We start from the raw sequence: 16,202 nt of genomic DNA, 5'->3' as shown, positions 1-16,202 counted from the left end.
TCATTCACTATCCTTTAAAATGCCTGCCGCTTCTTTTTTTACAAGGTTAGGCTCTAAATTTCCATAACGTTCTTCTGTAATTTCATCAAGTTTTCGTCCGCGCGTATTTGGCGTCCAAATAACACCAATTAGAAGGGAAACTATAAGAAGTCCGATCATAATGGTTCCTGCAACTGTGAAACCGAGATTTGCAAGGATCACAGGGAAAATAATCGACCAAATTCCTGCACTACCGCGAACGAGGAAGAACATGATTCCTTGAACCCCGCCACGATATTGAGTTGGGAAGAGTTCCGTTGACCAAAGTGCATAAAAAGCTTGCGCGCCGATTCCGGCAGAAATGCCCCAAAGAACAACGAATGTCCAAAGTCCAAGCCAGCTCATACCCACATAAGTAAGGACGACCCAAGAAGCAACTGCCATTGCTGCGCCAACAAAGAATAAAAGGCGATGGCTTACGCGGTCGCCAAGTTTGGCGAAGCCGAAATATGTTCCAGCAGCTGTTAGAATCCAAAGTACCGCTTGTAGCAGGTTGGCTTGTGTGTTAGTCAGTCCGCCAACGGTTTCATAAACGAATGGCATGAAGAAGCCCATTGCCCCGGCAACAAGGTTCCAGAACATGTAAACTCCAACAAGGAATAAAATCGATTTGATGTTCACTAAGTTTGAAAAAGCGTTTTTTATTGGATGAGCAGGTTTTGCTCCGGATGCTTTTATTTTCGCTTGCTCCGCTTCCCAGTCTTTCGATTCATCGAGTTTGCGTTGTAAATTCCAAGCCACAACCGCAACGATCAAAAGAGATAAGAAAAGTAAGCGGTTTCCAAGAAGACCAAGTGGTGAAAGTAAAATGCCAAGGGTGAAAATGATGGCTGGACCGCAAGACCAGGCGAACTGGGAAATTCCGATGTTTCTTGCCCGAGTTTTAGGGTCTGCCATTTCAGAAATATAAGTCCAAGAAGCGGGAACGCCCGCGCCGACTGAGAGGCCGGTGATTAAAAATCCTGCTAAAAGCATGGCGAAGTTCATCGAAAACATGATGATGGCAACGCCGAGAATGTAAACTAACATGTTATAAGTATAGATGAATTTACGACCATATTTATCGGACAAATGCCCACCGATAAGGGCGCCGAAAGCGGATCCAAACGCATTTGCGCTGACCGCTCCTAAAAGTCCAACGGCAAAACTGCTAAGTCCAAATTGTTGTGCCCATAAAGTAAGCCCACTAGCACCTGCAACAATACAACCTGAGTCTAGATAATTCGTTAATGATACTGCGATAGTTCCTTTTTTACTACTACCATTTGCAACACTACTCACAATTAACCCTCCTACGTATTTTGTTAAGCGCTTACTTATAATATATGATTAAATGGTTGCGCTTACAATATCGAAGAGTTATGATAATAGTATCAAATATACAGGTGGAGATTCTATGGAAGAACGTGTTGAAAAGCAGCTATATCGTTTAAACGCCAAGGAAAAACGGCAAAAAGAAACCGGGCAATTTTCGATGGATTACCCGAAAAATTCTTTTTCTGAGAAAAATGGCACGATGAATTTGTTAAATGAATATTTTTTTCGCAATAAGGATATTTATGTGAGCAAGCACAACCGATTTGCGGATTATCCGGCGCATTCGCACCAGTTTTTGGAACTAAATTACATGTTGCGTGGTGAGTGTAAGCAGGTGATTGAAGGGAAGGAAGAAACTTTGCAAGAGGGGGAGTTACTGCTACTCGATATTGGCTGTCATCACTCGATCAAAGCGACGGGAGAAAATGATATTTTGATCAACATTCTTTTCCGCGATCAAAACATTAATTTGGAGTGGCTCACGGGGATTAAAAAGAAAAATAGTTTAGTTTATGACTTTTTGTTAAACTCAGCGGTGGACGGCCAACGAATGAAAAAATATATTATCTTTAAAAGCGCCAATATCCCACATATTAAACGAGTTTTGGAACAAATTATTGTAGAATATTTTTTAGATGAAGAGTTTTCAACAAAAATAATAACGCTTTATTTGCCGATATTATTTACTGAACTGGTGCGGAAGTGCGATACGTATTTATCAGATGAAGTGAAAAATTTATATTCGGAAACGAATAATATTGCTTTAAACACGCTGCAGTTAATCGAAAAAGAGTATCGCGAACTAACTCTAAGTGGCGCAGCAGAAGCGCTCGGGTATAATAAAAATTATTTAAGCAATGTAATCAAACAAAAAACGGGAAAAACGTTTACTGAGCTTGTGAACAAGCAAAAGTTACTTGCGGCAGATCTTTTGATTGAATCAACGAGTTTGCCAATTAGCGAAGTCATTGAACAAGTTGGTTTTCAAAACAAAACTTATTTTTACGCGCTTTATAAGAATCGTTATGGCATGTTACCACTTGAAAAGCGGAATACAAGTGGAGGAGTAAAATAAACACAAAAAAGCCCGCTTAGTTCAGCTAATCTGAACTAAGCGGGCTTTTTGGTTTTAACGTACGCGATACAATTCAACGATTTCTTTTGCTAGGTCTTTGAATGTAATCCCGTTCATCAAGTGATCTTGCGCGTGAACTAATAATAATGATACAGGCGTTCTTTCACCGCGCGCCTCACCTTGGATAAGGGCTGTTTGCGAATGGTGAGCTTCAAGAAGTGCTTTGTCTGCTTCATCAAGATACTTATCCGCTTCTTCGAAATTACCTTCTTTAGCGGCTTGAATAGCAAGCATTGCATTACTTTTCGCATTTCCGCCATTGACAATGAGTCCCATGATTGTTTGTTCTAGATTTTCTGTATCCATTTTAACACGTCCTTAATTCTTTAATACTATATACAAGGTGATTAAGCTTCTGCTTCTCCTTTTTCACGACGAAGCTCTTGGATTTGAGCCATTTTCGCGAATGGAAGATAAATCAAGACAGCTACAATCAAGTTAACGGCTGCAAGAATACCACCTGCAACACTTTGCGTTGCGAGCGCGCCACCGATAACTGGCGGCATTGTCCAAGGCGTAATGATCGTTGCTGCTGGAACAAGCCCCAATTTTGTTGCAAAGTAAGCAATTGTTACAAGAACCATTGGTGTTAAGATATATGGAATGAACATGATTGGGTTCAGTACAATTGGAAGACCGAACATCATTGGTTCATTGATATTGAACACACCTGGTGCTGCTGAAAGTTTTGATACAGTCATGTAAGCTTTGTGCTTACGAGCAACGATGAAGATCGCGATGATCAAACCGATTGTTGCCCCTGTTCCACCCATGTTAACGAACGAATCGAAGAAAGGTTTGTTAACGATGTAAGGAAGTTCTTTACCAGCTTTAAGTGCTTCTTGGTTAGCTGTGATTGCTGGAGCATTGATTGTTTGCATGAACGGGTCGATGATGTTCGCGCCGTGCAAGCCGAAGAACCATAGGAATGCCGAGATAAACGCAAGTAAAAGTGCTACTCCCCATGAGTTTGCAAGTCCCATGAACGGTTCTTGGATAAGTTTATAGAATTCATTTACAAGGTTTGTAATTCCAAATGCTTGGAAAAGAGCTGTGATTAAAGCAAAGATTGAAACTGTAATCATCGATGGGAATAGTGCTGCGAATGAACGAGATACTGCTGGCGGAACACCGTCAGGCATTTTGATGATTAGTTTTGGATTTCCACTTAAACGTGTGAAAATTTCAGTAGATAAAATAGCAACGATAAGAGCTAAGAAAAGACCGACAGAACCAAGTCCGCCAACTCCTGGGATCCCTTTATCATCAGGAGCAATTGCACCAATCGTGAAGAAAGTGGCAACTGAGATGACACCAGAAGACAACGCATCTTTATCGTAAGATTTGGCAAGGTTATAAGCTACTGTAAAAGCAATTAAAAGTGCAAGAATCGCAAATGTACCATTCCAGATGTTTCCACCGAAGTTTTGCCATTTTCCTTCGCCGAAAATATTATTCATGAAATCTAAATAACCAGGAATTGGTAAGTTGTTAATTAGTACTGCGAATGATCCTAGAATCATTAGCGGCATTGTCGCGATGAATCCGTCACGGACAGCAACTAAGTGACGTTGCCCACCGATTTTAGCTGCGTATGGAATAAAGTGTTTTTCCATAAAAGCGATAAAACCATTCATTTTAATACTCTCCTTTTTGTGATCCAACTTGGATCGTTATTAGTATTTATAGAAACAACTTGTCAAAAGAAGTTGTTCGCTAACAAAAATTACTTCATTAACTCTTTAGCTGATGCAAGAACTTTTTCGCCATTCATTGTACCGTAATCAGTCATATCGATAACGCCAACCGGTATACCTTTTGGTTCAAGTTTTTCTTTCATTTTCCCTTCAAGGAAACGAACTTGTGGTCCAAGCATTAAGACGTCAATCTCATCAAAGTGATTTGCTGCTTCTGCTTCAGCGACAGCGAAAATATTTGCTTCAAGCCCTTCTGCCTCAGCTGCTTTTTGCATTTTGGTTACCAGAAGACTTGTTGACATTCCAGCGGAACAAACTAACATAATGGTTTTCAAAATCAAAACCTCCTAAAATTTCATTTTATATTAACTATATATGCAACTTCCGTGCCAACTTTTAAAAACCCTGAAATGGCTTTAATAATAGCGTTTTCAAAAATGTTTTTGCGTTACACATACAAAAATAACTGTGTAAAAGTTACACGGATGTCTTAACGAAATCTTTATGCCATTGCAAAAGACCTTAACACTGTCTTTATATGCTTTTTGTTAGGATGGATACGTAGAAAAAGTGTGGATTTAAAGGAGTGGGAAAAGTGGCTGTTTTAACTGGAATCATGATCTGCATCACTGCGGGCTTGATGGTTTATTTATTTTATATCCTGTTTCGAGGTGAAGACATATGAGCAGGATTGTGATGCAAGATATCGTTTTTCTTCTACTATTAATAGCGCTTGCGATACCTGTTGGGATTTATATTTACCGGATTCTAACATTTAAGCCTGTATTTTTAACGAAAGTGATCGCCCCACTTGAGAAGTTGGCGTATAAAATGATTGGAAAAAATGCGGAAGAAGAAATGAGTGCAAAAAGATACGCCACATCCGTCGTTTTATTCAGCGGAGTGGGTTTGCTTTTTTTAATGGCGATACTCATGCTTCAAGGTGTGTTGCCGCTTAATCCAGAGCATCAAAAAGGGATGTCGCTCGGGCTTGCTTTTAACACGGCAGCGAGTTTTGTCACAAACACAAACTGGCAAGCTTATTCTGGGGAAAGCACGCTTTCGTATCTCTCGCAAACGCTCGGACTCACGGTGCAAAACTTTGTCTCGGCGGGAACAGGGATCGCCGTATTGTTTGCGCTTGTACGCGGTTTTATTTTGAAAAAAACACATTCGGTCGGGAACTTTTGGCAGGACTTGATTCGAGTCACATTGTACTTGCTCGTTCCGCTGTCGCTCATTTTGGCTATTCTTCTTGTTTCGCAAGGAGTTGTGCAAAGCTTCGCACCATATGTGACGACGGAAACACTCCAAGAAGGAGCGAAACAACTGATTCCACTTGGTCCAGCCGCAAGTCAAATTGCAATTAAACAACTTGGGACAAATGGCGGCGGCTTCTTCGGAGCAAATTCGGCATTTCCATTTGAAAACCCAACCGCTTTTAGCAACTTATTAGAAATCCTTGCAATTCTTTTGATTCCGGCAGCGCTTGTCGTTGCATTCGGACGTGCTGTGAAAGATGCAAAACAAGGACGCGTGCTCTTTACAGTAATGCTGATTTTATTTTCAGTAGGACTCATTGCCATGACAGCTGCTGAACAATTTAGTTTACCTAATACGGCGGGTGTAGCAGATTCAGCTGGGAATATGGAAGGGAAAGAAGCACGCTTTGGTGTTTCAGGCTCGATGCTATTTGGTGTCGCCACGACAGCTGCCTCGAACGGCTCGGTGAATGCCATGCATGACAGTTTAACACCGCTTGGCGGAGCTGTGCCACTCTTTATGATGCAACTCGGGGAGATTGTCTTCGGTGGCGTCGGGAGCGGACTTTACGGCATGATCGCCTTTGTCATTTTAACGGTCTTTATTGCGGGACTATTAATTGGGCGGACTCCCGAATACCTAGGCAAAAAAATCGAGCCATTTGATATGAAGATGGTCTGCTTGATTATTTTAGGGCCGCCGCTTCTTACATTGTTTGGGACTGCGGCCGCCGTACTTTTACCAGCTGCAACGAGCTGGCTAACCAATTCAGGAGCCCATGGTTTTTCCGAAATCCTATATGCCTTTACGTCTATGGGAAACAATAACGGGAGCGCCTTTGCGGGATTTTCAGCAGACACCGCTTTTACCAACTGGATTGGCGGCATCATTATGATTCTTGCAAGGTTCTTACCCTTGATTGCGACTTTATTCTTGGCAGGAAATCTGGCACAGAAAAAAGTGGTTCCTGAAAGTAGCGGGACGCTTTCGACAAAAAATGGGATGTTTGCAGGACTTTTGATTGGCGTTATTTTACTAGTAGGCGCCCTTAGTTTCTTGCCAAGTTTGGCGCTTGGACCAATTGCTGATTTTTTCACGGCTGGTAAGTAGGAGGACTTGAAGATGAAGAAAAAAGAAATTTATACGGATGCAGCGGCACAGTCTTTCTTTAAGCTGTCGCCGAGAATTCAAATTAAAAACCCAGTTATGTTTGTGGTGTATTTAGGAGCAGTCCTAACGACAGTTCTCTACTTCCTTGGTTTTTTCGGCATTCAAGATGAGGCGCGCTGGTATACATTTGCGATTGCCCTTCTTTTATGGTTTACGGTTCTTTTCGCAAATTTTGCGGAGGCGATTGCAGAAGGACGCGGCCGGGCGCAAGCGGGAAGTTTGCGCGGAGCAAGGAAAGACGTTTCGGCGCGGAAATTGCAAGATCCAGAAAATCACGATCTTTATACGGAAGTGCTTTCAAATGAACTCAAGAAAAATGACGTAGTCTTAGTGAAGATGGGGGAACAAATTCCGATGGACGGTGAAGTTGTCACTGGAGCGGCTTCGGTCGATGAAAGTGCAATCACCGGGGAATCGGCTCCTGTGATTCGTGAGTCGGGTGGCGATAGAAGTGCTGTCACTGGCGGGACAACGCTCGTTTCGGATTGGCTCGTGATTCGGATTACGGCTGAAGCGGGGGAAAGTTTTCTTGATAAGATGATTGCGATGGTAGAAGGCGCTGCGAGAAAGAAAACGCCGAATGAAATCGCTTTGCAAATTTTACTTGTCACACTGACGATTATTTTTCTGGCGGTTTCAGCGACACTCATTCCATTTACGGAGTTTTCAAGTAAGCTTGCTGGGAAGGGCGAAGCGATTTCGATTACCAATGTTATTGCGCTGCTTGTTTGTCTCGCTCCAACAACGATTGGTGCACTGCTTTCTTCGATCGGGATCGCTGGGATGAGTCGCTTGAATGAAGCAAATGTTCTCGCAATGAGTGGTCGGGCGATTGAAGCAGCTGGAGATGTGGATGTCCTCTTGCTGGATAAGACGGGTACGATTACGCTCGGAAACCGGCGAGCAAGTGAATTTTTGCCCGTAGCGGGTGTTTCGGAGCGCGAATTAGCAGATGCGGCGCAGCTTTCCTCATTAGCTGATGAAACGGCTGAGGGAAGGAGCATTGTGGTGCTTGCCAAGGAACGCTTTGATATTCGCGGGCGGGAGCTTTCACAGTCGGAAGCGGAGTTTATTCCTTTTACGGCGAAAACGCGGATGAGCGGTACAAATTTTGGTGGCGATGAAGTTAGGAAAGGTGCCGCGGATGCGGTGAAACAATATGTCGAATCGGTGGGATCGGTTTATCCGGCAGAGTGTGAGAAACTCGTTTCGAAAGTTGCACAGGCTGGTGGGACGCCGCTTGTTGTTGTGAAGAATAAGCAGGTGCTCGGCGTCATTTACTTAAAAGATATCGTGAAAAATGGCGTCAAGGAGAAGTTTCAAGATTTGCGCGCAATGGGGATTAAAACGATCATGATTACGGGCGATAACCCCATGACGGCGGCAGCGATTGCGGCAGAAGCTGGCGTGGATGACTTTTTGGCGGAGGCGACTCCGGAAGCGAAACTGGACTTGATTCGTTCGTATCAAAAGGAAGGTCACTTAGTTGCGATGACGGGCGATGGCACGAATGATGCGCCGGCGCTTGCGCAGGCGGATGTGGCGGTGGCGATGAATTCGGGCACGCAAGCGGCAAAAGAAGCGGGAAATATGGTCGATCTTGATTCTAGCCCAACGAAATTAATTGATATTGTGAGAATCGGGAAGCAGCTTTTGATGACACGTGGCGCGCTTACGACATTTAGTGTTGCAAATGATATCGCTAAATATTTTGCGATCATCCCCGTGCTTTTTTACGGGATTTATCCTGAACTCGAAGTGCTCAATTTGATGCAACTAACGAGCCCAGTCACAGCACTCTTATCAGCTGTGATCTACAATGCGTTTATCATTGTCTGCTTGATTCCATTGTCGCTAAGAGGTGTGAAATATCGCGAACTTCCAGCACAAAAATTACTAGGACGGAATATTTTGATCTACGGACTAGGCGGTATTATTGCGCCATTTATAGCGATTAAAGCGATTGACATATTGCTTACGGTGATCGGGATTTCTTAGGAGGCGAGAAAATGAAAGTTTTGATGAAACAGGCTTTATTGGCATTTTTGTTTTTGACACTAGTTTGCGGTGTGGCATATCCGGCGGTTGTAACTTTGATCGCGCAAGCTGCTTTCCATGACCCGGCAAATGGAAGTATAATAGAAGGAAACAAAGGTTCAACATTAATAGGTCAGACCTTCACGGATCCTAAATACTTGCTTGGCCGACCAAATGAAGCGGCTTCGAATTTGAATCCAGCTAGCCAAGAAGCAAAACTTGAGCGGGAGGAGCGTACAAAAAAATGGCAACAGCTTGATCCAAACCAAGACGCTTTTGTTCCTGCTGATTTAGTAATGGGTTCTGCGAGTGGAGTTGATCCGCACATTTCAGTTGCGGCGGCGGAATATCAAGCGAAGCGGATTGCGAATGAACGCGGGATTTCAACTGAGCAAGTTGAAGAAATTACCCGGAAGCACACGACGAAGCGCTTGCTTGGCTTTATCGGCGAACCTGTCGTGAATGTACTAGCCGTTAATTTAGAACTCGATCAAAATGGATAAAGGAGGGGAGCCCGCTTTGGAATTAGTAAATCGGGATGAGCAAAATGAAAAACGTGGCAAGCTGAAAATTTATTTTGGCTATGCGGCAGGCGTTGGCAAGACTTACGCGATGCTAAACGATGCGCGCGAGGAGCTCGCGCGCGGTGTGGACATTCGGATTGGCTATCTGGAACCGCATATGTGGAAAGAAACAGCCGAGCTTGCAGCAGGGCTTCCCCAAATTCCGCTCAAGTCGATTCGCCACCGCGACATCGACTTAGCGGAGCTAGATTTGGATGGCATCTTGGATGAGCATCCGGATGTTGTACTTGTGGATGAACTGGCGCATAACAATCCCGAAGGCATGCGAAATCGCAAGCGGTATCAAGATGTGAGTGAGCTCCTAGATGCGGGCATCAGCGTGTATACGACCGTTAACGTGCAGCATATTGAAAGCTTGAACGACCTTGTTTCGGGCGTAACGGATAGCGAAATGACAGAAACCATCCCAGATTGGTTTTTTGACCGGGCAGACCAAATTCGCTTGATCGATATTGAGCCGGACGAACTCATTAAGCGGCTTGAAGAAGGGAAAATTTATTCCAAAGATAGCATCCAAGTGGCGCTCACGCATTTTTTCACGAAGCCTAATTTACGCCTCTTACGGGAAATGGCGACGCGCAAGGCGGCTGACCGAATTAGTTCCTCCAATCAAAAAGAAGCATGCCGCGGCGAAACCAACTGGCTCGTATGCGTTGATGCCTCCTTGTCCGCCAAAAAACTCATTCGCTGGACAGCGCGTGCCGCAGAAGCTTTCCACGGTTCCTTCACCGCTTTACACGTTGCAAGTGGCAAATCGCTTTCGAAAGAAGAAACAGAGCGGCTTCGCGAAAACATGGAACTTGCAGAAGAACTTTCGGCAGAAGCCGTTACCATAACAGGGAGTGAGCTTGCGACCGCGATTTCCGAATATGCGAAGCTGTCCGGGGTGACAAATATCGTGATCGGCAAGTCGAAAAAACACAACTGGATTTTTGGCGAAGAGCTGGAAGATACACTGTTTCGTTTGCTAGATAAAACCGAAATTCATATGGTGAAAACTGCGTCAGAAAAAACTAAACGGGGGACGCGGTTTTCTTTGCGTGACACAATTAGTTGGAGCGATACCTTCAAGATGCTATTTGCGCTCATCCTAGCAACGCTTGTATCAGAAGTCTTGCTACGCCTCGGGATCGGCGACCAAAATATCATCATGGTCTACCTTTTAGCGATTGTCATCCTTTCACGTATAACGACCGGCTACTTCTATGGCATCATCGGATCGTTTTTTGCCGTTTTGATGTTCAACTTTTTTTTCATGCGACCGCTTTACACCTTCGATACCATCCAAGCCGGTTATCCCGTCACATATGGCATCATGCTGATCGTAGCGCTCACAACGAGCGCACTTACCGTTCGAATCAAAAATTTGGCCAAACAAGCGGTCATCAGAGAGAAGCATACCGAAATTTTATACGAATTAAATCGTAAGCTGCTAGCCGCGCAAAATATACAAGCCATCCTCGAGCTGTCGACTAATTACATGTTGCGGTTGTTTGCGCGATCTGTTGTTTTCTACCCAAAAGATCCTGAAAACGAGTCAAATGCAGTTTTCTTGCAGGCAGAAGATGAAGCGAAAGCCGGGGAACTGCTTACGGAATCGGAGAAAGCGGTTGTTCACTGGGTGTTTCATAACGGAAAAGCGGCTGGGAAATCGACGGATACACTAAGTGGTGCGGCGGGTTACTATATGCCAGTCATTGCGCAGGGTCAGGTGCTTGGCGTCATTGGCCTCTACGTCAGTCGTGAAAAAGACGCCATTTCGCAGGAGGATCGGAATTTCTTGCGAATGATCGGGTCGCAAATCGCGTTAGCGTTGCTCAAACAAAAACTTTCGGATGAGCAAAATGAAATTTTAGTTGCTGCTGAAAAAGAAAAAATGCGTGGCAACTTGTTGCGAGCCGTGTCACATGACTTACGTACGCCGCTTACGGGCATCCTTGGCGCGAGCTCGGTGCTACTTGAAAATGAAACGAAGCTCGACGGGGAAACGAAGACGAAACTGGTGCGAGATATCAAAGAAGATTCCGAGTGGCTAATTCGGATGGTAGAAAATTTGCTGTCGGTTACGCGCATTAGTGATAAAGAATTTACGTTAAAACCCGAAAATGAAGCGGTTGAAGAAATTGTAGGCGAAGCGGTCGAACGTGTGCGTGCAAGATTTCCTGGACGGGAAATCAACGTACAAGTTCCAAATGAAGTCATTTTCGTACGCATGGATGGTACACTGATTGAGCAAGTTTTAATTAACTTAATGGAAAATGCACTGCGACATGGCGGGGAGTCGGCGCGCGTTTGGATTACGACGATGCTTGCTAAAAACGAGGTGCAGTTTACAGTGAAAGATGATGGAAAAGGAATCCCGTCCGAAAAAAGGGCGCATCTCTTTGACGGGATTTCTGCTTTAGAAGCGAGTCGAGTCGATCAGTCACGCGGGCTCGGGATTGGTCTTTCGCTTTGCATGTCGATTATTCAAGCACATGGTGGTAAAATGGAGGCACTAGAAAATCCAGGTGGCGGAACGATTTTCCGTTTCACACTGCCCTTAGGAGGAAACGCGGATGGGGACTAATCAATTCGTACTCGTAGTTGAAGACGAAGAAGGCATTGGCCGGTTTATTCAAGCTGTATTAGAAGCGAGCGACTATAAAGTTTTGAGCGCGAAAACGGGTAAAGAGGCATTGAGTATGGCAGCATCACACACGCCAGATATCATCTTGCTAGACTTGGGATTGCCTGATATGGATGGGCTTGAGTTATTAAAATCCCTTCGTGTTTGGTCAAGCATCCCCGTGATCGTAGTATCGGCTAGGCTTCATGAGCGAGAAAAAGTAGAGGCGCTTGATTTAGGCGCTGATGACTACATTACGAAGCCTTTTGGAACCTCCGAACTACTCGCGCGAATTCGAACAGCACTTCGTCATCGCAGTAGCCATCCTGCAAGCGGGCAAGATGGAGAAGTGACAACCTTTCAGCTGGCGGATTTACGGCTTGATTTTTTGAAGCGGCAAGTTACTTTAAGGAATGAGGAAGTTCACTTTACGCCGATTGAGTATAAAATTGTTGCCTTGCTTGCTTCTCACGCAGGAAAAGTCTTAACGCATGATTTCATCATGCATGAAATTTGGGGTCCATATGCGAATGAAAATCAAGCCTTGCGAGTCAATATGAGTAATATTCGCCGAAAAATTGAAGAAAACCCAGCAGAGCCACGCTATATTCGAACGGAAGTTGGCGTAGGCTATCGAATGACAGAAGAATAAGAGCGGAAGCAGAAATCAATTCAATTGGTTTCTGTTTTTTTGTTTCTTGAACAAGTGTTCGTAAGTTAAAATACTTAATTTTTTTAATTATGTCTAAACGGTGAATAAATTTTGTCTAAAATGTGTCGAATAAAAATATTTTGAGCAAACGAGATAGACTTTAAAGAAACGAGTTGATAGAGTAAGGGGAGTAAGGTAATCAAATATGAGTATGTTCTTTGAGGGTTTTTGGAACATCAATATTGGGGGGGATGTGGACGTTACTTAGGTAAATACTGAATGAGTTTTTTCTATGTATTCGGAATTTTAAAATAAATAAAAAGGGTTGAGGGTAAATGAAAAAGCTAGTCATCTTAAGTTTATGTACATTGCTTCTTTTTCCGTTTTCGCTGCAAGGGCAAGTAAAAGCTGAAGAAGTTCAAGGAGAGCCTGTAGAAATACAAAAAAATGAAGGCTCAGTGCTTGAAAATGTAGTGGAACAGGAGGATACACTTAGCGATCAAGCGGATTCAAAGGAAACAAATGTAGCTGCTTCAAAGAAAACACAAGAAAATGAACAAACAGAGCCGAATGCTTTACCAGAAGTGAAAGAAAAAGCGGCGGCAAAGGCAGAGACGGATACAAAACCGGAAGCGGAACAAAAGCCAGAAGCAAAAGAAGTCAATAATGATTATTTGATTCCAGATGTGGAATTCCGTAAAGTCGTTAATAAAAGTTTAGGGAAACTGGGTGGCTATTCTGCAACAAAAGAAGAACTTGCCGGCATTAAATTCCTAAATGTACAAGGAACAAGAACGAAACAATTAAAGATTGATTCTTTTGAAGGATTAGAGTATCTAACAGGACTTGAGACGTTGCAAGTGACATATTTAACTACAGCAGCAGATTTTCTAACGCAAATTGGGAAATTGTCTAGCTTGCAAGATTTAAAACTGAATACAGTCCTTTTTACGGGGACAGATGATATCCTTACAACCAGTTCTGGTGAGAGAGTGGAAATTCAACAAGATGTAGACTTTTCACCGATAGGCAATGCAACGACGCTTAAAAGTTTGTCACTAACTTTTATTAATACACGTACGGTTAACTATCAATCCTATAATCGACTTCGTGCAGGCCTAATAGGACTTGGGAAATTGTCAAATTTAGAAAAATTGACTATTGGGCAGATGGGAGACTTGGATGATCCAAGTGCTGCTTGGCTTAAGAATTTAACGAAGTTGACGTCGTTTTCTGCAACAGATACGGCGCTGAACAGTGTAGCAGGTCTGGGAAATTTATCTAATTTGGAGTTTTTAAATGTTAGTGACAATGCCATTAGAGATTATTCAGCTGTAGCGGGAAAAGCTTACTTCCAAAATACAAGCTCCAATAATTTTATTCTAGATACTCAGTTTATGTATGATGACCCAACAAAAGGTGATAACTTAGTTACGATTAAAGATATCATTAAGGTTGGCGAAGTTGGACTTTCTTCTGTTACTGTTCAAAAATTTACTGCTTTCCAGAATTATGATTTTGTGTCAGCTAAACAAAACGAAGTTGGGTCACTAGATGTGACGCTGAAAATGACAAGCCTTGCCAATGTTAATGTGTATAACTGGAAAACAGGAGAGAATGATATTAAAATTCGTGGGACAGCTGTTCCATTTGTGGTAACACTAGGAAATGGTAAGACGATTTCTGCTTATGGGATTATGCCTGTAGGGACTGTCATTACTTATGATGAAAACTATGAAGGCGGTGCTAAACACATTCATAGTTACGATCCCTATGCGAAAATCGAAAACATCGAGCCAAACATTCGACCTGGCTATGCCTTTGATGGTTGGTATGTGGATAAAGAAGGAACAACACCATTTGATTTCTCGCAAGATGTAGCGCTGAACAAAACACTTTATGCAAAATGGCGTACAAGTTATGCTTCTGTTGAGGCCAAGGATTCTGAAATTTATGAGGGTGACAGTTGGAGCCCACAAGATAATTTTATTTCAGCAACAGATCAAGATGGAAATGAAGTTCCAAACTTTGATTCTGTGAAAGTTACTGGTCAAGTGGATACAACAACACCGGGAACTTATGAAATGACTTATAGCGTGGCAGATGCTTCGAAGACGATTACTGTAACGGTAAAACCAGATCAAAGCGCTGTGCACGTCAAAGATTCGGTTCTTTATGTAGGAGATACATGGAATGCTGAGGATAATTTTGAATCTACAGCCGACAAAGACGGGAAGATCGATCCCACGTTTTCCCCCGAAAAAATCCAAGTCAGTGGATCGGTAGATACGACCAAAAGCGGTGAATACCGAGTGACTTATAGTGCCAATGGACGAAGCGCGACAGCCGTTATAACAGTCAAAGATGATCTTACAGAAGTGAACGCGCATGATTCAGAGATTTATGTGGGCGATTTGTGGGCAGCAGCAGATAACTTCGACGGCGCACTTGATAAAGACGGAAAAGAAGTTCCGTTTGCAGAAGTGACGGTAACAGGCGAAGTGGACACAACAACGGCGGGAGTTTATCCAGTCGTTTACAGCTTTGACGATGTTCAAGTAGAGGTAAACGTAACGGTGAAGCCAAAAGGAGCAGCCGTTCTTCCTCCGAAACCAGCTGATCCCGCAAAACCTCAGCTGGAAAAAAATGAAATTATGAAAGAAAAGCCAGTGACACAAACCAAAAAACCAACTAAAGCGCCAGGAAACAAAGGCAAGATTCCTTCAACAGGTGATATGCTTTGGGATACTATCCTCTATGGATCACTTGGACTTGCTCTCGTTTTACTCGCAGCACGTATTTTACTACAAGCTCGCGTTCGAAAAGAAAAATAAGCAGTTAAGAAAAAACAGTCGCCAAATCGTAAATTTGATTTGGCGACTGTTTTTTTATGGAAATGGAGGAAAAGAAGCGAATCTGAAAAAGTTATCCACAATCTAAAAAAGATGGCTGAAAAAGGGATTGTGGATGGCAATTGTGGAAAGTGTGGATAACTTGTGAGTAAACGATTGGCTTTTTGACGGGCAAATAGGTATTTTTATACAAAAATATACAGAGGGAAATGGCTTTGTTAAGCGAAACAGCACTTTTTCAAACGTATGAAAAAGAGATATCCACAAACTATTCACAGAATTTGTTCCTGTTGATAACTTGTGGATATCTCGAATAAGTTTAGAGATGCTCGCGCTCGAACGCGTTAATTTGGTCAATTCGATTTGCGTGTCTGCCACCTTCATATTCAGTATGCAGCCAAATTTTTACAATATCAGAAGCGAGGCCAGGCCCGATGACGCGGGCTCCAAGTGCGATCACGTTTGAATCGTTGTGTTCACGAGTTGCGTGCGCGGTAAATGTATCTCCGACGAGAGCGCAGCGAATTCCTGGCACTTTGTTTGCAGCGATACTCATACCAACGCCAGTTCCGCAGATGAGGATACCACGATCGACTTCGCCACTTTTGACTTTTTCAGAAACCGTAAAAGCAAGTTCAGGATAATCCACAGATTCCGGCGTTTCCGGACCAAATTCCTGATAAGTGATTCCGAGCGATTCCAGTAGTTGAACGATCGATTTGCGGAGCTCAATTCCGCCGTGATCAGAAGCAATAGCAACAGTTAAAGCAGACATAAATCAAAATCCTCCTCGCGTAATCTTATTTTCCTCTCTATTATAACCTTTTCTGCAAGAAATAGGGAGGGGG

Annotated in this window: 12 protein-coding genes; 7 read left to right on the top strand and 5 right to left on the bottom strand. The window is 43.3% G+C overall.

The genetic code is table 11. From position 1 onward, the window contains the following. On the bottom strand, nt 1-1,320 hold the full coding sequence (locus HCK02_RS01490) for an MFS transporter (RefSeq protein ID WP_167628389.1): 1,320 nt from the start codon (nt 1,318-1,320) through the stop codon (nt 1-3). A 115-nt stretch (nt 1,321-1,435) separates the two neighbouring features. Between HCK02_RS01490 and HCK02_RS01485 the strand changes: the two genes are divergently transcribed. Continuing rightward, complete coding sequence (locus tag HCK02_RS01485) at nt 1,436-2,431, top strand: helix-turn-helix domain-containing protein (RefSeq protein ID WP_167628388.1); 996 nt, start codon at nt 1,436-1,438, stop codon at nt 2,429-2,431. A 54-nt stretch (nt 2,432-2,485) separates the two neighbouring features. Here HCK02_RS01485 and HCK02_RS01480 read toward each other — a convergent pair whose 3' ends face one another. The 3 genes from HCK02_RS01480 to HCK02_RS01470 form a co-directional block, all read right to left on the bottom strand. Then, entirely contained in the window at nt 2,486-2,797 is a 312-nt protein-coding gene (locus tag HCK02_RS01480) for a PTS sugar transporter subunit IIA (protein WP_115753668.1), read from the bottom strand. 41 nt (nt 2,798-2,838) lie between these two features. Beyond that, nucleotides 2,839-4,128, bottom strand: a complete 1,290-nt coding sequence (gene celB / locus HCK02_RS01475) for a PTS cellobiose transporter subunit IIC (RefSeq protein WP_167628387.1) — start codon at nt 4,126-4,128, stop codon at nt 2,839-2,841. 89 nt (nt 4,129-4,217) lie between these two features. Then, the gene (locus HCK02_RS01470; protein WP_167628386.1) at nt 4,218-4,523 is read right to left on the bottom strand and encodes a PTS sugar transporter subunit IIB; all 306 of its coding nucleotides are present in this window, start codon (nt 4,521-4,523) and stop codon (nt 4,218-4,220) included. A 346-nt stretch (nt 4,524-4,869) separates the two neighbouring features. On the opposite strand from HCK02_RS01470, the gene kdpA reads away from it, so the two are divergent. From kdpA to HCK02_RS01440, 6 genes are all read left to right on the top strand, one after another. Further along, nucleotides 4,870-6,561: a potassium-transporting ATPase subunit KdpA gene (kdpA, locus tag HCK02_RS01465; RefSeq protein WP_167628385.1), complete on the top strand. Its 1,692-nt coding sequence runs from the start codon at nt 4,870-4,872 to the stop codon at nt 6,559-6,561. 12 nt (nt 6,562-6,573) lie between these two features. Further along, nucleotides 6,574-8,619, top strand: a complete 2,046-nt coding sequence (gene kdpB, locus HCK02_RS01460) for a potassium-transporting ATPase subunit KdpB (RefSeq protein WP_167628384.1) — start codon at nt 6,574-6,576, stop codon at nt 8,617-8,619. 11 nt (nt 8,620-8,630) lie between these two features. Continuing rightward, on the top strand, nt 8,631-9,161 hold the full coding sequence (kdpC, locus tag HCK02_RS01455) for a K(+)-transporting ATPase subunit C (protein ID WP_167628383.1): 531 nt from the start codon (nt 8,631-8,633) through the stop codon (nt 9,159-9,161). Further along, nucleotides 9,148-11,811 (top strand): ATP-binding protein, encoded by a 2,664-nt coding sequence (locus HCK02_RS01450; RefSeq protein ID WP_425482829.1) that lies wholly within the window; start codon nt 9,148-9,150, stop codon nt 11,809-11,811. Before kdpC ends, HCK02_RS01450 begins: the two co-directional genes overlap by 14 nt. Continuing rightward, entirely contained in the window at nt 11,801-12,502 is a 702-nt protein-coding gene (locus HCK02_RS01445; RefSeq protein ID WP_167628380.1) for a response regulator, read from the top strand. The genes HCK02_RS01450 and HCK02_RS01445 overlap by 11 nt, the downstream gene beginning before the upstream one ends. 335 nt (nt 12,503-12,837) lie before the next feature. Beyond that, nucleotides 12,838-15,336 (top strand): bacterial Ig-like domain-containing protein, encoded by a 2,499-nt coding sequence (locus HCK02_RS01440; protein WP_167628378.1) that lies wholly within the window; start codon nt 12,838-12,840, stop codon nt 15,334-15,336. Between the two features lie 337 nt (nt 15,337-15,673). On the opposite strand, the gene rpiB is transcribed toward HCK02_RS01440, so the two are convergent. After that, nucleotides 15,674-16,129, bottom strand: a complete 456-nt coding sequence (gene rpiB, locus HCK02_RS01435; RefSeq protein ID WP_167628376.1) for a ribose 5-phosphate isomerase B — start codon at nt 16,127-16,129, stop codon at nt 15,674-15,676. Nucleotides 16,130-16,202: the final 73 nt, after the last annotated feature.

Origin of the sequence: Listeria valentina (genome assembly GCF_011800755.1) — a bacterium.
GTDB classification, from domain to species: Bacteria; Bacillota; Bacilli; order Lactobacillales; family Listeriaceae; genus Listeria; species Listeria valentina.
The sequence above is the reverse complement of the archived record's forward strand: the minus strand, read 5'-3'. Positions and strand labels throughout refer to the sequence as shown.

Bases quoted from the DNA above. Each gene is read 5' to 3' on its own strand.
- kdpB (WP_167628384.1), top strand. From the start codon at position 6,574: ATGAAGAAAAAAGAAATTTATACGGATGCAGCGGCACAGTCTTTCTTT.
- HCK02_RS01480 (WP_115753668.1), bottom strand. From the start codon at position 2,797: ATGGATACAGAAAATCTAGAACAAACAATCATGGGACTCATTGTCAAT.
- kdpC (WP_167628383.1), top strand. From the start codon at position 8,631: ATGAAAGTTTTGATGAAACAGGCTTTATTGGCATTTTTGTTTTTGACA.
- HCK02_RS01445 (WP_167628380.1), top strand. From the start codon at position 11,801: ATGGGGACTAATCAATTCGTACTCGTAGTTGAAGACGAAGAAGGCATT.
- HCK02_RS01440 (WP_167628378.1), top strand. From the start codon at position 12,838: ATGAAAAAGCTAGTCATCTTAAGTTTATGTACATTGCTTCTTTTTCCG.
- HCK02_RS01485 (WP_167628388.1), top strand. From the start codon at position 1,436: ATGGAAGAACGTGTTGAAAAGCAGCTATATCGTTTAAACGCCAAGGAA.
- rpiB (WP_167628376.1), bottom strand. From the start codon at position 16,129: ATGTCTGCTTTAACTGTTGCTATTGCTTCTGATCACGGCGGAATTGAG.
- kdpA (WP_167628385.1), top strand. From the start codon at position 4,870: ATGAGCAGGATTGTGATGCAAGATATCGTTTTTCTTCTACTATTAATA.
- celB (WP_167628387.1), bottom strand. From the start codon at position 4,128: ATGAATGGTTTTATCGCTTTTATGGAAAAACACTTTATTCCATACGCA.